This window comes from Pseudomonas sp. ERMR1:02 (genome assembly GCF_002277815.1).
Lineage (GTDB): Bacteria > Pseudomonadota > Gammaproteobacteria > Pseudomonadales > Pseudomonadaceae > Aquipseudomonas.
Window position 1 is genome coordinate 193890 of sequence record NZ_NKJI01000008.1, and the last position, 15781, is coordinate 209670.

A 15781-nucleotide genomic window follows, 5' to 3' on the forward strand; every position below is an offset into this window, starting at 1 on the left:
GCACTGGGTTAATCGTCGAGGCGCTCTTCTAACTGGCGCACTTCGTAGGTGAGCTTGTCGAGGAACTGCATGCGCCGCATCAGGCGTTCAGCCCGTTCACGGTGCGTGGCATCGTTCCAGCAAGCTGCGAAGCTTTGGTTCAGTTCATCCTGGGCAGCTTTCAGGCGGCGCTTGAACGCGGCAACACCCGACAAGTCGGCGCTGTCCTGCAGGTCTTCGAGCTCTTCGCGCAACTCCATCTGCTGCAGAAGAAATTCCGGATCATGCACCGTGACCTCCAGCGGCAGCTCACCACCACTCAAGGCGAGCAAGTAACGCGCGCGCTTGGGGGGATTCTTGAGCGTCTGGTAGGCCTCGTTGAGGCTCGCGGACTGCTCTAGCGCCAGCCGCTGCTCGCGCTCGGAAGCGTCAGCAAAGCGGTCCGGATGAACACTGCGCGCCAACTCACGGTAGCGCGTAGCCAGCTGATCGAGGTCCAGATTGAAGCTCGGTTGCAGCTCAAATAAAGCGAAATGACAAGGATTACCCACGAGTAGCCTCAGATGTTGAAGCTTTCGCCGCAGCCACACTCACCGCGCACGTTAGGGTTATTGAACTTGAAGCCTTCGTTCAACCCTTCCTTCACGAAATCGAGCTCGGTACCGTCCAGGTAGGCCAGGCTTTTCGGGTCGATGATCACTTTTTCGCCGTGACTTTCGAACACCTGATCCTCTGCAACCACCTCGTCGACAAACTCCAGCACGTAGGCAAGGCCGGAGCAGCCCGTGGTGCGAACACCCAGACGAATCCCCTCACCTTTGCCGCGCCCGTCGAGGGAGCGTCGCACGTGTCGAGCAGCTGCTTCTGTCATGCTGATAGCCATCGGTGACTCCTTACTCGTCGCCAAATCCTGAAATTCAGATCAAGCCTTTCTTCTGCTTGTAGTCGCGAACGGCCGCCTTGATGGCGTCTTCAGCGAGCACGGAGCAGTGAATTTTCACTGGCGGCAGGGCCAGTTCTTCAGCCAGCTGAGTGTTCTTGATGGTTTCTGCCTCGTCCAGCGTCTTGCCCTTCATCCACTCGGTGGCCAGGGAACTGGAAGCGATGGCGGAACCGCAGCCATAGGTCTTGAACTTGGCATCTTCAATGATGCCGGCGTCGTTGACCTTGATCTGCAGGCGCATGACGTCGCCGCAAGCCGGAGCGCCGACCATGCCGGTGCCGACATCAGGATCTTCCGCGTCCATCTTGCCGACGTTACGCGGGTTTTCGTAGTGGTCGATGACCTTTTCGCTGTAAGCCATGATGCTTATTCCTCACTCATCAGAGAGTCGCTCTTTAGGCCCCGGAACCTGAGTCCCCGGGGCTGGTTCGCGGCGACTTGAAATCAGTGTGCCGCCCACTCGATTTTCGAAATGTCGACACCGTCTTTGTACATGTCCCACAGCGGCGACAGAGCGCGCAGCTTGGTAACGGCCTCGCAGACTTTCTGCGCGGCGTAGTCGATTTCTTCTTCGGTGGTGAAGCGGCCGAAGGTGAAACGGATCGAGCTGTGTGCCAGTTCGTCGTTGCGGCCCAAGGCACGCAGCACGTACGAAGGCTCGAGCGATGCCGAGGTGCAGGCCGAACCGGACGAAACCGCCAAATCCTTGAGCGCCATGATCAGCGACTCGCCTTCAACGTAGTTGAAGCTCAGGTTCAGGTTGTGCGGAACGCGGGCGGTCATGCTGCCGTTGACGTACAGCTCTTCCAGATGCTCGACCTGCTTGTAGAAACGGTCGCTCAGTGCCTTGATGCGCACGTTCTCGGCAGCCATGTCTTCCTTGGCCACGCGGAACGCTTCACCGATGCCGACGATCTGGTGGGTCGCCAGGGTACCGGAGCGCATGCCACGCTCGTGACCACCGCCGTGCATGGTCGCTTCGATGCGAACACGCGGCTTGCGGCTGACGTACAGGGCGCCGATGCCTTTAGGGCCATAAGTCTTGTGAGCAGAGAACGACATCAGGTCGACTTTCAGCTTCTGCAGGTCGATCTCGACCTTGCCAGTGGACTGAGCGGCGTCGACGTGGAACAGAATGCCCTTGGAACGGAGCAACTCGCCGATGGCGGCGATGTCGTTGATGGTGCCGATTTCGTTGTTCACGTGCATGACCGAAACCAGGATGGTGTCGTCGCGCAGGGCAGCTTCGACCATCTCTGGAGTCACCAGACCATCAGTGCGAGGCTCGAGATAGGTGACTTCAAAACCTTCACGCTCCAGTTGGCGCATGGTGTCGAGGACAGCCTTGTGCTCAATCTTGGTGGTGATCAGGTGTTTGCCTTTGGTGGCATAGAAATGTGCCGCACCCTTGATTGCCAGGTTGTCCGATTCGGTGGCTCCGGAGGTCCAGACGATTTCACGCGGGTCGGCGTTGACCAGATCGGCCACCTGACGACGGGCGTTTTCGACGGACTCTTCAGCTTTCCAGCCGAACACGTGGGAACGGGACGCCGGGTTACCGAAGTTTCCGTCGACCAGCAGGCATTCACTCATTTTTTGCGCGACACGCGGATCAACCGGGGTCGTCGCAGAGTAATCAAGGTAAATCGGCAATTTCATGGACTATCTCCTAAATCAGGCTGGCTGGCACGCCGCTAGCTCTCTGGCTGTCATTCGACGGCGGACGCTTCAATCTTGTCCAGGCGTGGCGCCTTGCTGTTGCAACGGCGTTGATCCTGACGCTGGGCTACTTCTTGCACCTCACGGCGAGTCACAAGGTCAGCCAAGCTGATACCGCTCAGAAATTCGTGAATCTGCAAGCTCAGATCGCACCACAAGTGGTGGGTCAGGCAGGTGTCGCCTTGATGGCAATCACCCTGGCCCTGGCATTTGGTCGCATCGACCGATTCGTTCACCGCATCGATCACCTGGGCTACCTGGATACCCTGCATGTCGCGTGACAGCTGATAGCCGCCGCCTGGACCACGGACGCTGGACACCAGATTGCTGCGGCGCAATTTGGCGAAAAGCTGTTCGAGATAGGACAGGGAGATGCCTTGGCGCTCGGAGATATCGGCCAGGGACACCGGCCCGTGCTGCGCGTGCAACGCCAGATCGAGCATGGCGGTCACGGCGTATCGGCCTTTTGTAGTCAGTCGCATGGACAATTACCACGGAGTTCGGAATGAGGCGAGTATGCAATTCCCGAGTATTTAAGTCAACTATAAGACCTAGTACTTTAGTCAGGTTTACCCGCAAAAGAGCGGCAGCATCATAGCAAAGGCTGGCCAGTTACAGCCAGCAATTGCGCGTTATCGTTCTTCGCGGGCAAGCCTCGCTCCTACGGTGAGCGCGCCGCTCCTGTAGGAGCGAGGCTTGCCCGCGAGAAGCCAACTCGGTCTAGCCGGCCTGACTCTGATCCTTGTCCTTCACGCAGGCGAAGTCTTCTTCGCGCAGTTCAGGCAGATCCTTGGCACAGTAATTACTGCCCAGATCCTTCAGCGCCCCGCACATCCCCTCCAGACGACCATCAACGGCCTGCAAGTGGTCGAGTAGCTGGTTGATGGCACGAGCCACCGGGTCCGGCATGTCTTCGCTGACGCCGTAGGCATCGAAGCCGATCTTCTCGGCCATCGCCTTACGCTTGGCATCCTGCTCCTCATCGGACTTGACGATAATCCGCCCCGGAATACCGACCACAGTCGCACCCGCCGGAACAGCCTTGGTGACCACCGCATTGGAACCGACCTTGGCCCCGGCACCGACCATGAACGGGCCCAACACCTTGGCGCCCGCCCCCACCACCACGCCATCTTCAAGGGTCGGATGACGCTTGCCCTTGTTCCAGCTGGTGCCACCAAGGGTCACGCCCTGATACAGGGTGACGTCATTGCCGATCTCGGCGGTTTCACCGATCACGATGCCCATGCCATGGTCAATAAAGAAGCGCCGACCCACCTTGGCGCCCGGATGAATCTCGATCCCGGTCAACCAGCGACCGAAGTTCGACACCAGGCGCGCCAGCCATTTCAGGTCCGCACGCCACAACACCGAAGACAAACGATGGATCCAGATGGCATGCATGCCGGGATAGCAGGTCAGGACCTCAAAAGCATTGCGCGCCGCCGGGTCACGATGGAAAACACTCTGGATATCTTCACGCAAACGCTCGAACATCATTAATCCTTCCGCTTCAGAAGCTCACCACGGGCCGCTTTTGGGTTTCCGTGAGGATGCCACGCAAAATATTCATCTCCGCCCGGCTGACCGAGCTGCGTCCGTACAACCGGCGCAGGCGCGCCATCAAGTGCCGTGGCTTTTCAGGATCGAGAAATTCAATCGCCACCAGGGTTTGCTCCAGGTGTTCGTAGAATCGCTCCAGCTCATCCATGGTCGCCAGCTCAGCGCTTTTGACCGATGCCACTTCTTCCTTCTCGACCTTGCTCGGCTGACCTTGGGCCGCCAGCCAGGACATGCGCACTTCATAACCCAACACCTGCACCGCCGCCCCAAGGTTCAGCGAGCTGAACTCAGGGTCTGATGGGATATGCACGTGATAATGACATCGCTGCAGCTCTTCATTGGTCAGGCCGGAATCTTCACGACCGAACACCAAAGCTATCTCGGCGCCCTGCCCAGCCTCCTCGACTACTTTCGTACCGCATTCGCGAGGATCGAGCAGCGGCCAGGGAATCCGACGATCGCGGGCGCTGGTGCCGAGCACCAGATTGCAGCCGACCAAGGCATCTTCCAAGGTGGCGACAACTTGTGCTTTTTCAAGGATGTCGCCGGCACCGGAGGCACGGGCATCGGCCTCGTGATGCGGGAACAACCGCGGTTCAACCAGCACCAACCGCGACAGGCCCATGTTCTTCATGGCACGAGCAGCCCCGCCGATATTGCCCGGATGGCTGGTATTGACCAGGACGACACGAATGTTTTGCAGCAAGGGAGGCGCTCTCGAACACATTATTGGGAGCAGAATCTTACAGCTCATCCTACCGTTAAGCCACGAAAGCGAACGTCGTCCTTCACCTGTAGAAACTTTCTGATAGAATGCCCGGCTTTCTTTAACAACCTTAGGTGACACATCCATGCAGCCCATGCTGAATATCGCGCTGCGCGCCGCCCGCAGCGCCAGTGAATTGATCTTCCGCTCCATCGAGCGCCTGGATACCATCAAGGTCGACGAAAAAGACGCCAAGGATTACGTATCCGAGGTGGATCGCGCCGCTGAACAGAAAATCATCGACGCGCTGCGCAAGGCTTACCCGAACCACTCGATCATGGGTGAAGAAACCGGCATGCACGCCGGCACCGGGATCGAAGGCGAAGAATACCTGTGGATCATTGATCCACTGGACGGCACCACGAACTTCTTGCGCGGCATTCCTCACTTCGCTGTCAGCATCGCCTGCAAATACCGCGGTCGCCTGGAACACGCTGTTGTTCTGGACCCGGTTCGCCAGGAAGAATTCACCGCCAGCCGTGGTCGCGGCGCTCAGCTGAACGGTCGTCGCCTGCGCGTCAGCGGCCGCACCAGCCTGGACGGCGCCCTGCTGGGTACAGGTTTCCCGTTCCGTGACGACCAGATGGACAACCTCGACAACTACCTGGGCATGTTCCGCGCCCTGGTTGGCCAGACCGCCGGCATCCGCCGCGCCGGGTCGGCGAGCCTGGACCTGGCCTACGTGGCTGCCGGCCGTTTCGACGCATTCTGGGAGTCAGGCCTGTCCGAGTGGGACATGGCCGCAGGCGCCCTGCTGATTCAGGAAGCAGGCGGCCTGGTGAGCGACTTCACCGGCGGTCACGACTTCCTTGAAAAAGGCCACGTCGTAGCCGGCAATACCAAATGCTTCAAGGCAGTACTGACGGCCATCCAGCCGCACCTGCCAGCCTCGCTGAAGCGCTAAGCGCACAGCGACCTAAAAGCACCCTTCGGGGTGCTTTTTTATGCCTCCGATTTAACACCGAACAAAACTGTAGGAGCCGGCTTGCTGGCGAATGCCGCCACGCGGTGTGTCTGACACAGCGCCTTCGCTGGCAAGCCAGCTCCTACAGTTGAATCGTGCCACCCAATACAGCGCGCACAAAAAAGCACCCCGCAGGGTGCTTCTTTCGAATCTTAACCAGAGCTACTTATTGACCCGACTGGTTCTGAGACAAGATCAACTTGCCCTCTTTATCCACCGGGATCTGGTTACCAGGATCGCGATCCATTCGCACTTTCCCTTCTTTACCGTCCAGTGAGTACCGCACGTCGTAACCCACTACCTTGTCACTGATGTCATTCACCGTATTACAACGGGTTTGAGTCGTGGTGTAGGTGTCACGCTCCTGCATGCCCTCCTGAACCTTGTTGCCGGCATAACCGCCGCCGACCGCGCCCGCAACCGTGGCAATTTTCTTGCCGGTGCCGCCGCCGATCTGGTTACCCAGCAGACCACCTGCCAGCGCACCCACCACCGTACCGGCGATCTGGTGTTGATCTTTCACCGGCGCTTGCCGGGTGACCGCCACATCCTTGCACACTTCACGTGGAGTCTTGATTTGTGTCTTGACCGGCTCAACGGCTAGAACCTGAGCAAACTCAGGACCGCTTTTTTTAACCAGGCTGTAGGTGGCCACAGCGCCCCCGGCAGTCACACCGACAGCACCCAGTACAGCACCAACCAGCATCGACTTGTTCACATGAACCTCCTGACCATCACATGCGGGATCTACCCGCGCTTCTCCCAGCCTTGGAGCATAAAAAAAGGCGCGAGTTCAACTCGCGCCTTTTTTGGACTACATCACTGGAAGAAGCTTCCTTCAAGGACGGTCGTCGACTTCCTTCTCGGTAGCCACCGGCGGAATCAGATCCTCGGAGCTCAGGCTCAGCCAGATCAACACCACGTTGGCGATGTAGATCGACGAATAGGTACCCGCCAGAACACCGACCAACAGCGCCAGGGAGAAGCCGTGCAGGTTGTCGCCACCGAAGAACAGCAGTGCCGCAATGGCCAGCAACGTGGAGACCGAGGTCGCGATGGTCCGCAGCAGGGTCTGTGTGGTCGAGATGTTGATGTTCTCGATCAGGCTGGCCTTGCGCAGTACGCGGAAGTTCTCGCGAACCCGGTCGAATACCACGATGGTGTCGTTGAGCGAGTAACCGATGATCGCCAGCACCGCCGCCAGCACCGTCAGGTCGAAGGTGATCTGGAAGAACGACAGGATACCGATGGTCACGATCACGTCGTGGATCAAGGACACGATTGCACCGACGGCGAACTTCCACTGAAAGCGGAACGCCAGGTAGATCAGGATGCCGCCCAGCGCCATCAGCATGCCGAGGCCGCCCTGGTCGCGCAGCTCTTCACCGACCTGCGGGCCGACGAACTCGACACGCTTGACCGTCGCCGGGTTATCGCCACCGACCTTCAGCAGCGCTTGCGCCACCTGGTGACCCAGTTGCGGATCTTCACCCGGCATGCGCACCAGCAAATCGGTGGTCGCGCCAAAGCTCTGCACGATGGCTTCGTGGTAGCCGGACGAAACCAGCTGCTCACGCACCTTGGTCACATCGGCCGGACGCTCGTAGGTCAGCTCGATGAGCGTACCGCCTGTGAAGTCCAGGCCCCAGTTCATGCCCTTATGAAAGACACTGAATATTGCCAGTGCGGTAAGGAACAATGTGACGCCGAACGCGAAGTTGCGAACGCCCATGAAGTTGATTGTACGTAACATGGCAGCCCCTTAAATCCACAACTTCTTGAAGTCACGACCGCCGAAGATCAAGTTGACCATCGCGCGGGTGACCATGATGGCCGTGAACATCGAAGTCAAAACCCCGAGGGACATGGTCACTGCGAAGCCCTTGACCGGACCTGTACCCATGGCAAACAGGATCCCGCCCACCAGCAAGGTGGTCAGGTTGGCGTCGAGAATCGCCGTGAATGCGCGACCAAAACCTTCGTTGATTGCCCGCTGTACGGTCATGCCCGCCGCGATCTCTTCACGAATCCGCGAGAAGATCAGCACGTTGGCGTCGACCGCCATACCCATGGTCAACACGATACCGGCGATACCCGGCAGGGTCAGCGTTGCACCCAGCAGCGACATCAGGGCCAGCAACAGCACCATGTTCACACCCAGCGCGACCGTGGCAATGATGCCGAAGAAGCGGTAGATGGCCATGATGAACAGCGAGACGAACAGCATGCCCCAGAGCGATGCATTGATACCTTTGGTGATGTTGTCGGCACCCAGGCTCGGGCCGATGGTGCGCTCTTCAGCGAAGTACATCGGCGCCGCCAGACCACCGGCACGCAGCAGCAGCGCCAGCTCGGACGATTCGCCCTGGCCGTTCAGGCCGGTGATACGGAACTGAGCACCCAGCGGCGACTGAATGGTCGCCAGGCTGATGATCTTCTTCTCTTCTTTAAACGACTGCACCGCCACGTCTTTCTCGACGCCATCGACCACTTGCTTGGTGTAAGTGGTGACAGGACGCTGCTCGATGAAGATCACCGCCATGCTGCGACCAACGTTCGAACGGGTCGCACGGCTCATCAGCTCGCCGCCATGGCCATCCAGACGGATGTTCACTTCCGGCGTACCGTGCTCGCCGAAGCCAGCCTTGGCGTCAGTCACCTGGTCGCCAGTGATGATCAGGCCACGCTCGATCAGAGCCGGCGGACGCTTGCCTTCACGGAACTCAAAGCTTTCGGAAGTGGCTTTCGAAGCACCAGGCTCTGCCGCCAGACGGAACTCGAGGTTGGCCGTCTTACCGAGGATACGCTTGGCCTCTGCGGTGTCCTGCACGCCCGGCAGCTCAACCACGATGCGGTTCGCGCCCTGACGCTGGACGATAGGTTCGGCAACACCCAGCTCGTTGACGCGGTTACGTACCGTGGTCAAGTTCTGCTTGATGGAGTATTCGCGGATTTCCGCCAGCTTCGCCGGGGTCATCGCCAGACGCAGTACCGGTTGGCCATTGAGGTCGGCCGGAACAATGTCGAAATCGTTGAAGTTCTTGCGTACCAGCGCGCGGGCCTGTTCGCGGGTTGCTTCATCGGTGAAGCCCAGCTGAATGGCACCATTGAGTTGCGGCAGGCTGCGATAGCGCAGTTTCTCTTTACGCAACAGGCTCTTGACGTCGCCTTCGTAGACTTTCAGGCGTGCATCGAGGGCTTTTTCCATATCCACTTCGAGCAGGAAGTGCACACCACCGGACAAGTCCAGACCCAGCTTCATCGGGTGCGCGGCGACGCTGCGCAGCCATTGCGGGGTGGTTTGTGCCAGGTTCAGAGCAACGACGTAGTCATCACCCAACGCCTTGCGCACGACGTCCTTGGCAGGCAACTGGTCTTCAGCCTTGACCAGGCGAATCAGACCACCCTTGCCATTGGCAGCCAGGGAAGCAGCCTTGACGTTGATCCCGGATTCCTTGAGCGCAGTACTCACACGATCCAGATCAGCCTGGGTGACCTGCAATGCAGTGCTTGCACCGCTGACCTGAATGGCCGGGTCATCGGGATAAAGATTGGGAGCGGAATAAATCAGACCGATCGCCAGCACCGCCAGGATCAGTATGTATTTCCACAGAGGGTATTTGTTCAGCATCACGCCGCCCGCTTATGACGCGGGGCGCCTTGCGCGCCCCGTCGATTGAGTAGAAGTTGAAACTTAGATCGCTTTGAGCGTGCCTTTTGGCAGCGTGGCGGCGATGGCGCCTTTCTGGAACTTCATTTCGACGGTGTCGGAAACTTCCAGAACCACGAAATCGTCAGCCACTTTAGTGATCTTGCCAGCGATGCCGCCGGTGGTCACAACTTCGTCACCTTTTTGCAGGCTGCCCAGCAGGTTCTTCTGCTCTTTGGCGCGCTTGGCCTGTGGACGCCAGATCATCAGGTAGAAGATGACCAGGAAGCCGACCAGGAAAATCCACTCAAAACCACCGCCCATAGGGCCTGCAGCTGCCGGTGCAGCAGCGTCAGCCATGGCATTAGAGATAAAAAAGCTCATTTAGCACTCCAGTTGCAAATGTTGAATCTTGGGGTCAGAAAACTCAGTCCAAAGGCGGAACAGGTAACCCGCGTTTGGCGTAGAAGGCATCGACAAAGGCGGCCAATGTACCCTGTTGAATAGCCTCGCGCAAACCAGCCATAAGCACTTGATAATGGCGCAAGTTATGGATGGTATTGAGCATGCTCCCCAGCATTTCGCCGCACTTGTCCAGGTGATGCAGATAAGCGCGGGAGAAGTTCTGGCAGGTATAGCAATCGCAGGTCGGATCCAGCGGCGAATCATCATGGCGATGGAACGCGTTACGGATCTTGATCACGCCAGTATCAATGAACAGATGCCCATTGCGGGCATTACGGGTTGGCATCACGCAATCGAACATGTCCACACCGCGGCGCACACCCTCAACCAGATCTTCCGGTTTGCCAACGCCCATAAGGTAACGAGGTTTGTCAGCTGGCATCTGACCCGGCAAATAATCCAGCACCTTGATCATTTCATGCTTGGGCTCGCCCACCGACAGACCGCCGATGGCCAGGCCGTCGAAGCCGATCTTGTCGAGGCCTTCCAGGGAGCGCATGCGCAGGTCCTGGTGCATGCCGCCCTGAACGATGCCGAACAGCGCCGCCGTGTTGTCGGCATGGGCGTTTTTCGAGCGCTGGGCCCAACGCAGCGACAACTCCATGGAAACGCGGGCGACGTCTTCGTCGGCCGGGTACGGCGTGCATTCGTCGAAAATCATCACAATGTCGGAGCCCAGGTCACGCTGGACCTGCATCGACTCTTCCGGCCCCATGAACACTTTGGCGCCGTCGACCGGAGAAGCGAAGGTCACGCCCTCCTCCTTGATCTTGCGCATGGCGCCCAGGCTGAACACCTGGAAACCGCCGGAGTCGGTCAGGATCGGGCCTTTCCACTGCATGAAATCGTGCAGGTCGCCGTGTTCCTTGATCACTTCGGTGCCAGGACGCAGCCACAGGTGGAAGGTGTTGCCCAGAATGATCTCCGCGCCGGTGGCGACGATATCCCGTGGCAGCATGCCCTTGACCGTGCCGTAGGTGCCGACCGGCATGAAGGCCGGGGTCTCGACAGTGCCGCGCGGGAAGGTCAGGCGACCACGACGAGCCTTGCCATCAGTGGCAAGCAGCTCGAAAGACATACGACAGGTGCGACTCATACAGTTTCCTCTGGGCCCGATTCTTTAGGGGCAGTCGGCGCAGGATTACGCGTGATGAACATCGCATCACCGTAGCTGAAAAAGCGGTATCCATTGTCGACCGCGGCCTTATAGGCAGCCATGGTTTCGGGATAACCGGCGAACGCCGAAACCAGCATCAACAGCGTGGATTCGGGCAAATGGAAGTTGGTAACCAGCGCATCGACCACATGAAACGGCCGGCCCGGGAAAATAAAGATATCGGTGTCGCCACTGAACGGCTTGAGCACGCCATCGCGCGCAGCACTTTCCAGCGAACGCACGCTGGTGGTCCCCACGGCCACCACGCGACCACCGCGAGCACGACAGGCGGCAACCGCATCCACCACGTCCTGGCCGACTTCCAGCCATTCCGTGTGCATGTGGTGATCTTCGAGCTTCTCGACCCGCACCGGCTGGAAAGTGCCCGCGCCGACGTGCAAGGTCACGAACGCGGTCTCGACGCCCTTGGCGGCAATCGCCTCCATCAGCGGCTGATCGAAATGCAGCCCCGCCGTCGGCGCCGCCACCGCGCCCAAACGCTCGGCGTAGACGGTCTGATAACGCTCGCGGTCCGAGCCTTCATCCGGGCGGTCTATATAAGGAGGCAACGGCATGTGCCCGACGCGGTCGAGCAGCGGCAACACCTCTTCGGCAAACCCCAATTCGAACAACGCATCGTGACGCGCCAGCATCTCGGCCTCGCCACCGCCATCGATCAGGATCTTCGACCCAGGCTTGGGCGACTTGCTGGAGCGCACATGGGCCAGCACGCGATGACTGTCCAGCACCCGCTCCACCAGGATTTCCAGCTTGCCGCCGGAAGCCTTCTGGCCAAACAGCCGCGCCGGAATCACCCGGGTATTGTTGAACACCATCAAATCGCCCGGGCGCAAATGCTCAAGCAAATCAGTGAATTGACGGTGTGCCAGGGCGCCGCTGACCCCATCAAGGGTCAACAGGCGACTATTGCGACGCTCGGCCAAAGGATGGCGGGCGATCAGCGAATCAGGGAGCTCGAAAGTAAAGTCAGCAACGCGCATGATGGAGTTCGTCTAGCAGGGCCGGGAAGTCTAGCGGAAATATCAAAATTTCTCTATGTACCTGATTGACCAACGGTTATCACCTCTCTATACTCCGCGGCCATTGCCCTGATGGCGGAATTGGTAGACGCGGCGGATTCAAAATCCGTTTTCGAAAGGAGTGGGAGTTCGAGTCTCCCTCGGGGCACCAAAATTAAGAAAGGTCTTGCTTAGCAAGGCCTTTTTTTTCGCCTGCGATAAAGCGGCTGACACCCCGCCGACCTGTAGGAGCCGGCTTGCTGGCGATCTTTTGACCTTCTCATCCTCGGTCAGTACGACATTCATCAAGGATTCCCCCCATGGAATTGCAGCTGGAAACTGTTGCCCTCTTCTCCCTGAAACTGGCTTATGAGACGGAAGGTTCAAGTCCGATTTTGCGGGATGATTTGGTGATGGGGGATTACCAGCGGGATGTGTTTGAGTTGCTGGTGCGGCGGGGTGAGATCGGTGCCATCCAGCAAAAAGTGGATGAGTGCGTAGGATTGGCACTGGATGCCATTGGCGGTGTTGATAAGCCACTCGGGCGGGAATTGCGGAGGTTGGCGGCTGAATTTTCCAGCATTCAAACGATGGAGCAGATTGATGCCCCGCTAATCGCGCTCAAGGATTATTTGAAAGACATTCAGTGAATGGGGCATGCGACCTAACAGGCTGGCGAACCTGACTGCGGTGTAGTGCCGGGTCCCCTCCTTTATGGCCGGGGCATGAAGTCAAGTACCCGAGTCGGATACCTGCTCCGCTTGAGGTCTTACCCCAAGCAACCGGTCGGCTATCTGCCGACCTCGCTCCAACCCTTCAGCCGTCAACCAAATCGATTTGTTCTTGTTTACCGGATTGCTGATCAAACCCTGTTCATGCAAACGGTTCATGGTTTCGAAGTCGAACCCTTTCCAAGTATTGCCGTTATCAAAACTGAAGGCTGCCAACAACGCAAGCACGGCCTCTTCAATCAGTTTATCGTCGTATTCCATGATCGCTGCTCCGCTCGTATTCTTTAATGTCACGGTAAAAATGCGACAAGAAATTGGGATGGATACATTTTTTAGATCAGTCCAATAATATCGCTGTCCCCTTTCCCACTATTGCACCAACAGGCAACAACGAAAGACTTTTTCGGCATCACAAGGACGTATCAATGCGGCAAATCGCCCTCAGCAATAAACCACTCAGAGGCATTCACCGTCGCCTTCGTGCTCTGGAACACTGGGCCTCCAGTTTTCGCGACGAGTTTCACCCGCGATCCGAGCGCATGGAGCGCTACATAAATTGGAAGATCCCAGTGCACGAAACCATGGTCCAAGGCCCTCAAGCCAGGATCGAAGTTCAGGCCTTCTGCATTCAGCAACTGCTCGAAGCCGCTAACCACTTGTCCAACACTGCTGACCGCTCGCAGGGTTACTACCGGGTTGCTTGCCTACTGGTGTGGCCATGGGTTCATCAGAGCGAGCTCACCGTCTTCTATGACCGGGACTATTATCTGGGCTTTCTCGGTGAAACCAACACGCTTAAGCCAGAGCGGATCAGTCATGCTCTTGCGTTGCACACACCGGCGCAATTCATCGAGTACGGGCATGACGTAACTCAAGATGATGACGAGGTCGCTGTACAGTGGTGGTGCATCGGGGATCCGGCCTGATCTTCATAAAAAGGGAGGGCAATTTTTTCTCTACACAAGGACGGGACAGGAGGAAAAATAAATCCGTCCCCTCTTTCATGCCCCCTCTTTCTATGACTATCCCAAGGACCTTGAAAACAAATCCTACCTGTGACGCTAATGGGGTGGCCGTGCCTGAGAAATGGGAATGGACTTATTTTCGGACTCAGTACAATAACAAATCTGTCTTTCTGCTAAATACCTGCCCCCTAAACAACCTGAGTTAACCATCTACTTCAAGCAGGCAACACAAACCTCGCTTCAAGCCTATGCAACAACTCAAACGTATTCACAAATGGAACATCAAGTTCCTGACAAATATTGGGGATGATGAATTTCCGTTTAGCTTCGCGATTCAGCACTTCATGAGTGACGACCGTAGCACCAGTAGTCATCGCTTTAGCAATCAACCATGGATCAGCACCCGCTAAAAACTCGTCCATAGCGCCGATTTTCATCTTGGGCGCTTGGTTAGCCACAAGCCCTACAACCTGCGCAAATGCCAGTTGCGTCTCCTGATCAGTGATTGCGTGAAAAAAACCAGAGTTGTCTTTCACCCAATCCGCCAACTGGTCATTTCCTTTTGTCAGTTCATACATGACAGGTGCAATGCTGGATAGATGCAGTGCTTCATTTTTCAGTAGCAACCACTGCCAAAAGCCAGGACAAATAGCCATTCCGTAGTAACGGTTCTTTGCTTCGATCAGTGTGTTAGCGTCGAGTAAATGATTCATTCCGTGATCTTGCTGGCGAGGGTCCTTAATTTGGCAGGTTGCACGCCGAGCAAGTGTCCCGCTTCGCGCAGCAGCATCCGACCACTCATTGCTTCAGTCAGCACTGCCTTGCTCAGGCGTGGGCTGTTTTTCGCAGTGGCGTTGCGGTAGTAGTCACCCGCTCCGCCTTTTTCATCCTGGAAAGCCTTGAGGATCACTCGGTAATAAGCGCTGTATTGCGCTTGGCTTATGAAGCCAAGATCCAAGGCTCGGCGGCCGATGGCTAATTTGCTGATGTGAAAGCGAGTGGCTAGCGGAGCTAGGTTGCTTTCCCAGTTAATATCGGCGTTCCATAGGGCGCGGAACTGGACTTCAGGAGCCAGAAACTCGCCTGCAACTGCATTGCAGAATCGTTCCTCGTCTCGACCATTTGCAGTACTTCCGTCAGACACTCCACTGCTACCGATCCAGATATGTGCCAGTTCGTGAAGTAAGGTGAAGAGCCTGGCAGTGGGTGCGTCGGAGCTGTTGATAAATACGACGGGGGCGAAGGCATTACTGATGGCGAAACCCCGAAACTCGCTCACTTCAAGTTTTCGGTGAGTATTCCCTAGGGCAATGCCGGTGCGCATCACCAGAATGCCAGCAGTTTCAGCTGCCTCAATCAAGGCGCGGCTGTATTTGTCATAATCCAATCGAGCAATATCAGGATTCACGTTCAGAGTCCGGCGGATATCCTCCACCACCTCTCTAACCTGAGCTCGACTATTGAAGCGACCTACAAATGCCAGTGGCTGATGCTCCTGCTGTTGCTGATACTCCAAGTACCAGTCTTGCTTACGAATAGCATCCCTCACCGTGTCCAGTAGTTCCAGGCTAGGACGTTGCGGGGCAATCCCTCCCACAGTTCGCAGATCGGGTAAAGGCATTTGTTCGACTGGTGGGTTCTGAAGAAACAAAAAGCCAAAAGGAATATGAGCGAGGTTCGCCCATTTTTGAGCCTGAAGAAATGTCGGTTTGGTCTCGCCAGCTTCCCACTCCGCTACGCGAGCAGGCTTCACTGGTAGCTTTTTTGCCACCTGTTCAGTGGACAGGCCGGCACGCTCTCGAGACCATGTGAGCAGGCTGGGATTGACTAAAGCGGCTTGGCTCATAGGGTCGCAGGCAAAT

18 protein-coding genes, 1 tRNA gene and 1 pseudogene are annotated in these 15781 nt (G+C 57.3%); 4 read left to right on the forward strand and 16 right to left on the reverse strand.

Annotated elements, in window-relative coordinates:
- Positions 1–8: 8 nt before the first annotated feature.
- From hscB to trmJ, 7 genes and pseudogenes are all read right to left on the reverse strand, one after another.
- Positions 9–530 carry a co-chaperone HscB gene (gene hscB, locus CES87_RS16865; RefSeq protein ID WP_128607023.1) on the reverse strand — a complete coding sequence of 174 codons (522 nt, stop codon included), beginning with the start codon at positions 528–530 and terminating at the stop codon, positions 9–11.
- Between the two features lie 8 nt (positions 531–538).
- A complete protein-coding gene (iscA, locus tag CES87_RS16870) occupies positions 539–862 on the reverse strand; it encodes an iron-sulfur cluster assembly protein IscA (RefSeq protein WP_003227904.1) in 324 nt (107 codons plus the stop codon).
- Between the two features lie 34 nt (positions 863–896).
- Positions 897–1283: a Fe-S cluster assembly scaffold IscU gene (gene iscU, locus CES87_RS16875; RefSeq protein WP_007974006.1), complete on the reverse strand. Its 387-nt coding sequence runs from the start codon at positions 1281–1283 to the stop codon at positions 897–899.
- 83 nt (positions 1284–1366) lie between these two features.
- Positions 1367–2581 carry an IscS subfamily cysteine desulfurase gene (locus CES87_RS16880; protein ID WP_128607024.1) on the reverse strand — a complete coding sequence of 405 codons (1215 nt, stop codon included), beginning with the start codon at positions 2579–2581 and terminating at the stop codon, positions 1367–1369.
- Positions 2582–2631: 50 nt separating this feature from the next.
- Positions 2632–3123, reverse strand: coding sequence for a Fe-S cluster assembly transcriptional regulator IscR (gene iscR / locus CES87_RS16885; RefSeq protein WP_007903581.1), 492 nt, complete (start codon positions 3121–3123; stop codon positions 2632–2634).
- Between the two features lie 238 nt (positions 3124–3361).
- Positions 3362–4138 (reverse strand): serine O-acetyltransferase, encoded by a 777-nt coding sequence (cysE, locus tag CES87_RS16890; RefSeq protein WP_128607082.1) that lies wholly within the window; start codon positions 4136–4138, stop codon positions 3362–3364.
- A 2-nt stretch (positions 4139–4140) separates the two neighbouring features.
- Positions 4141–4910, reverse strand: a pseudogene (gene trmJ, locus CES87_RS16895) (tRNA (cytosine(32)/uridine(32)-2'-O)-methyltransferase TrmJ).
- Between the two features lie 145 nt (positions 4911–5055).
- On the opposite strand from trmJ, the gene suhB reads away from it, so the two are divergent.
- Entirely contained in the window at positions 5056–5874 is an 819-nt protein-coding gene (gene suhB / locus CES87_RS16900; protein ID WP_007982736.1) for an inositol-phosphate phosphatase, read from the forward strand.
- A gap of 226 nt (positions 5875–6100) precedes the next feature.
- Here suhB and CES87_RS16905 read toward each other — a convergent pair whose 3' ends face one another.
- From CES87_RS16905 to queA, 6 genes are all read right to left on the reverse strand, one after another.
- On the reverse strand, positions 6101–6652 hold the full coding sequence (locus tag CES87_RS16905; protein WP_128607025.1) for a glycine zipper 2TM domain-containing protein: 552 nt from the start codon (positions 6650–6652) through the stop codon (positions 6101–6103).
- A gap of 120 nt (positions 6653–6772) precedes the next feature.
- A complete protein-coding gene (secF, locus tag CES87_RS16910) occupies positions 6773–7687 on the reverse strand; it encodes a protein translocase subunit SecF (RefSeq protein ID WP_128607026.1) in 915 nt (304 codons plus the stop codon).
- Between the two features lie 9 nt (positions 7688–7696).
- A complete protein-coding gene (gene secD / locus CES87_RS16915) occupies positions 7697–9565 on the reverse strand; it encodes a protein translocase subunit SecD (RefSeq protein ID WP_128607027.1) in 1869 nt (622 codons plus the stop codon).
- Between the two features lie 63 nt (positions 9566–9628).
- Entirely contained in the window at positions 9629–9967 is a 339-nt protein-coding gene (gene yajC / locus CES87_RS16920; RefSeq protein WP_003185175.1) for a preprotein translocase subunit YajC, read from the reverse strand.
- A gap of 43 nt (positions 9968–10010) precedes the next feature.
- Positions 10011–11126, reverse strand: coding sequence for a tRNA guanosine(34) transglycosylase Tgt (gene tgt / locus CES87_RS16925; RefSeq protein ID WP_178081435.1), 1116 nt, complete (start codon positions 11124–11126; stop codon positions 10011–10013).
- Between the two features lie 14 nt (positions 11127–11140).
- Positions 11141–12205 carry a tRNA preQ1(34) S-adenosylmethionine ribosyltransferase-isomerase QueA gene (queA, locus tag CES87_RS16930; RefSeq protein WP_128607029.1) on the reverse strand — a complete coding sequence of 355 codons (1065 nt, stop codon included), beginning with the start codon at positions 12203–12205 and terminating at the stop codon, positions 11141–11143.
- A gap of 105 nt (positions 12206–12310) precedes the next feature.
- On the opposite strand from queA, the gene CES87_RS16935 reads away from it, so the two are divergent.
- Positions 12311–12395, forward strand: a tRNA-Leu gene (locus CES87_RS16935).
- Positions 12396–12543: 148 nt separating this feature from the next.
- Entirely contained in the window at positions 12544–12873 is a 330-nt protein-coding gene (locus CES87_RS16940) for a hypothetical protein (protein ID WP_128607030.1), read from the forward strand.
- 81 nt (positions 12874–12954) lie between these two features.
- On the opposite strand, the gene CES87_RS16945 is transcribed toward CES87_RS16940, so the two are convergent.
- On the reverse strand, positions 12955–13215 hold the full coding sequence (locus CES87_RS16945; protein WP_128607031.1) for a DUF6429 family protein: 261 nt from the start codon (positions 13213–13215) through the stop codon (positions 12955–12957).
- Positions 13216–13379: 164 nt separating this feature from the next.
- On the opposite strand from CES87_RS16945, the gene CES87_RS16950 reads away from it, so the two are divergent.
- Complete coding sequence (locus tag CES87_RS16950) at positions 13380–13880, forward strand: DUF3916 domain-containing protein (RefSeq protein ID WP_128607032.1); 501 nt, start codon at positions 13380–13382, stop codon at positions 13878–13880.
- A gap of 254 nt (positions 13881–14134) precedes the next feature.
- On the opposite strand, the gene CES87_RS16955 is transcribed toward CES87_RS16950, so the two are convergent.
- Both CES87_RS16955 and CES87_RS16960 read right to left on the reverse strand, forming a co-directional pair.
- A complete protein-coding gene (locus CES87_RS16955) occupies positions 14135–14632 on the reverse strand; it encodes a DUF4411 family protein (protein ID WP_128607033.1) in 498 nt (165 codons plus the stop codon).
- Positions 14629–15765 carry an XRE family transcriptional regulator gene (locus CES87_RS16960; protein WP_128607034.1) on the reverse strand — a complete coding sequence of 379 codons (1137 nt, stop codon included), beginning with the start codon at positions 15763–15765 and terminating at the stop codon, positions 14629–14631. Before CES87_RS16960 ends, CES87_RS16955 begins: the two co-directional genes overlap by 4 nt.
- Between the last annotated feature and the right edge of the window lie 16 nt (positions 15766–15781).

Coding starts and splice junctions, on each gene's coding strand:
- iscA (WP_003227904.1), bottom strand. CDS start 862: ATGGCTATCAGCATGACAGAAGCAGCTGCTCGACACGTGCGACGCTCC.
- iscU (WP_007974006.1), bottom strand. CDS start 1,283: ATGGCTTACAGCGAAAAGGTCATCGACCACTACGAAAACCCGCGTAAC.
- CES87_RS16880 (WP_128607024.1), bottom strand. CDS start 2,581: ATGAAATTGCCGATTTACCTTGATTACTCTGCGACGACCCCGGTTGAT.
- iscR (WP_007903581.1), bottom strand. CDS start 3,123: ATGCGACTGACTACAAAAGGCCGATACGCCGTGACCGCCATGCTCGAT.
- cysE (WP_128607082.1), bottom strand. CDS start 4,138: ATGTTCGAGCGTTTGCGTGAAGATATCCAGAGTGTTTTCCATCGTGAC.
- suhB (WP_007982736.1), top strand. CDS start 5,056: ATGCAGCCCATGCTGAATATCGCGCTGCGCGCCGCCCGCAGCGCCAGT.
- secF (WP_128607026.1), bottom strand. CDS start 7,687: ATGTTACGTACAATCAACTTCATGGGCGTTCGCAACTTCGCGTTCGGC.
- secD (WP_128607027.1), bottom strand. CDS start 9,565: ATGCTGAACAAATACCCTCTGTGGAAATACATACTGATCCTGGCGGTG.
- yajC (WP_003185175.1), bottom strand. CDS start 9,967: ATGAGCTTTTTTATCTCTAATGCCATGGCTGACGCTGCTGCACCGGCA.
- tgt (WP_178081435.1), bottom strand. CDS start 11,126: ATGTCTTTCGAGCTGCTTGCCACTGATGGCAAGGCTCGTCGTGGTCGC.
- queA (WP_128607029.1), bottom strand. CDS start 12,205: ATGCGCGTTGCTGACTTTACTTTCGAGCTCCCTGATTCGCTGATCGCC.
- CES87_RS16940 (WP_128607030.1), top strand. CDS start 12,544: ATGGAATTGCAGCTGGAAACTGTTGCCCTCTTCTCCCTGAAACTGGCT.
- CES87_RS16945 (WP_128607031.1), bottom strand. CDS start 13,215: ATGGAATACGACGATAAACTGATTGAAGAGGCCGTGCTTGCGTTGTTG.
- CES87_RS16950 (WP_128607032.1), top strand. CDS start 13,380: ATGCGGCAAATCGCCCTCAGCAATAAACCACTCAGAGGCATTCACCGT.
- CES87_RS16955 (WP_128607033.1), bottom strand. CDS start 14,632: ATGAATCATTTACTCGACGCTAACACACTGATCGAAGCAAAGAACCGT.
- CES87_RS16960 (WP_128607034.1), bottom strand. CDS start 15,765: ATGAGCCAAGCCGCTTTAGTCAATCCCAGCCTGCTCACATGGTCTCGA.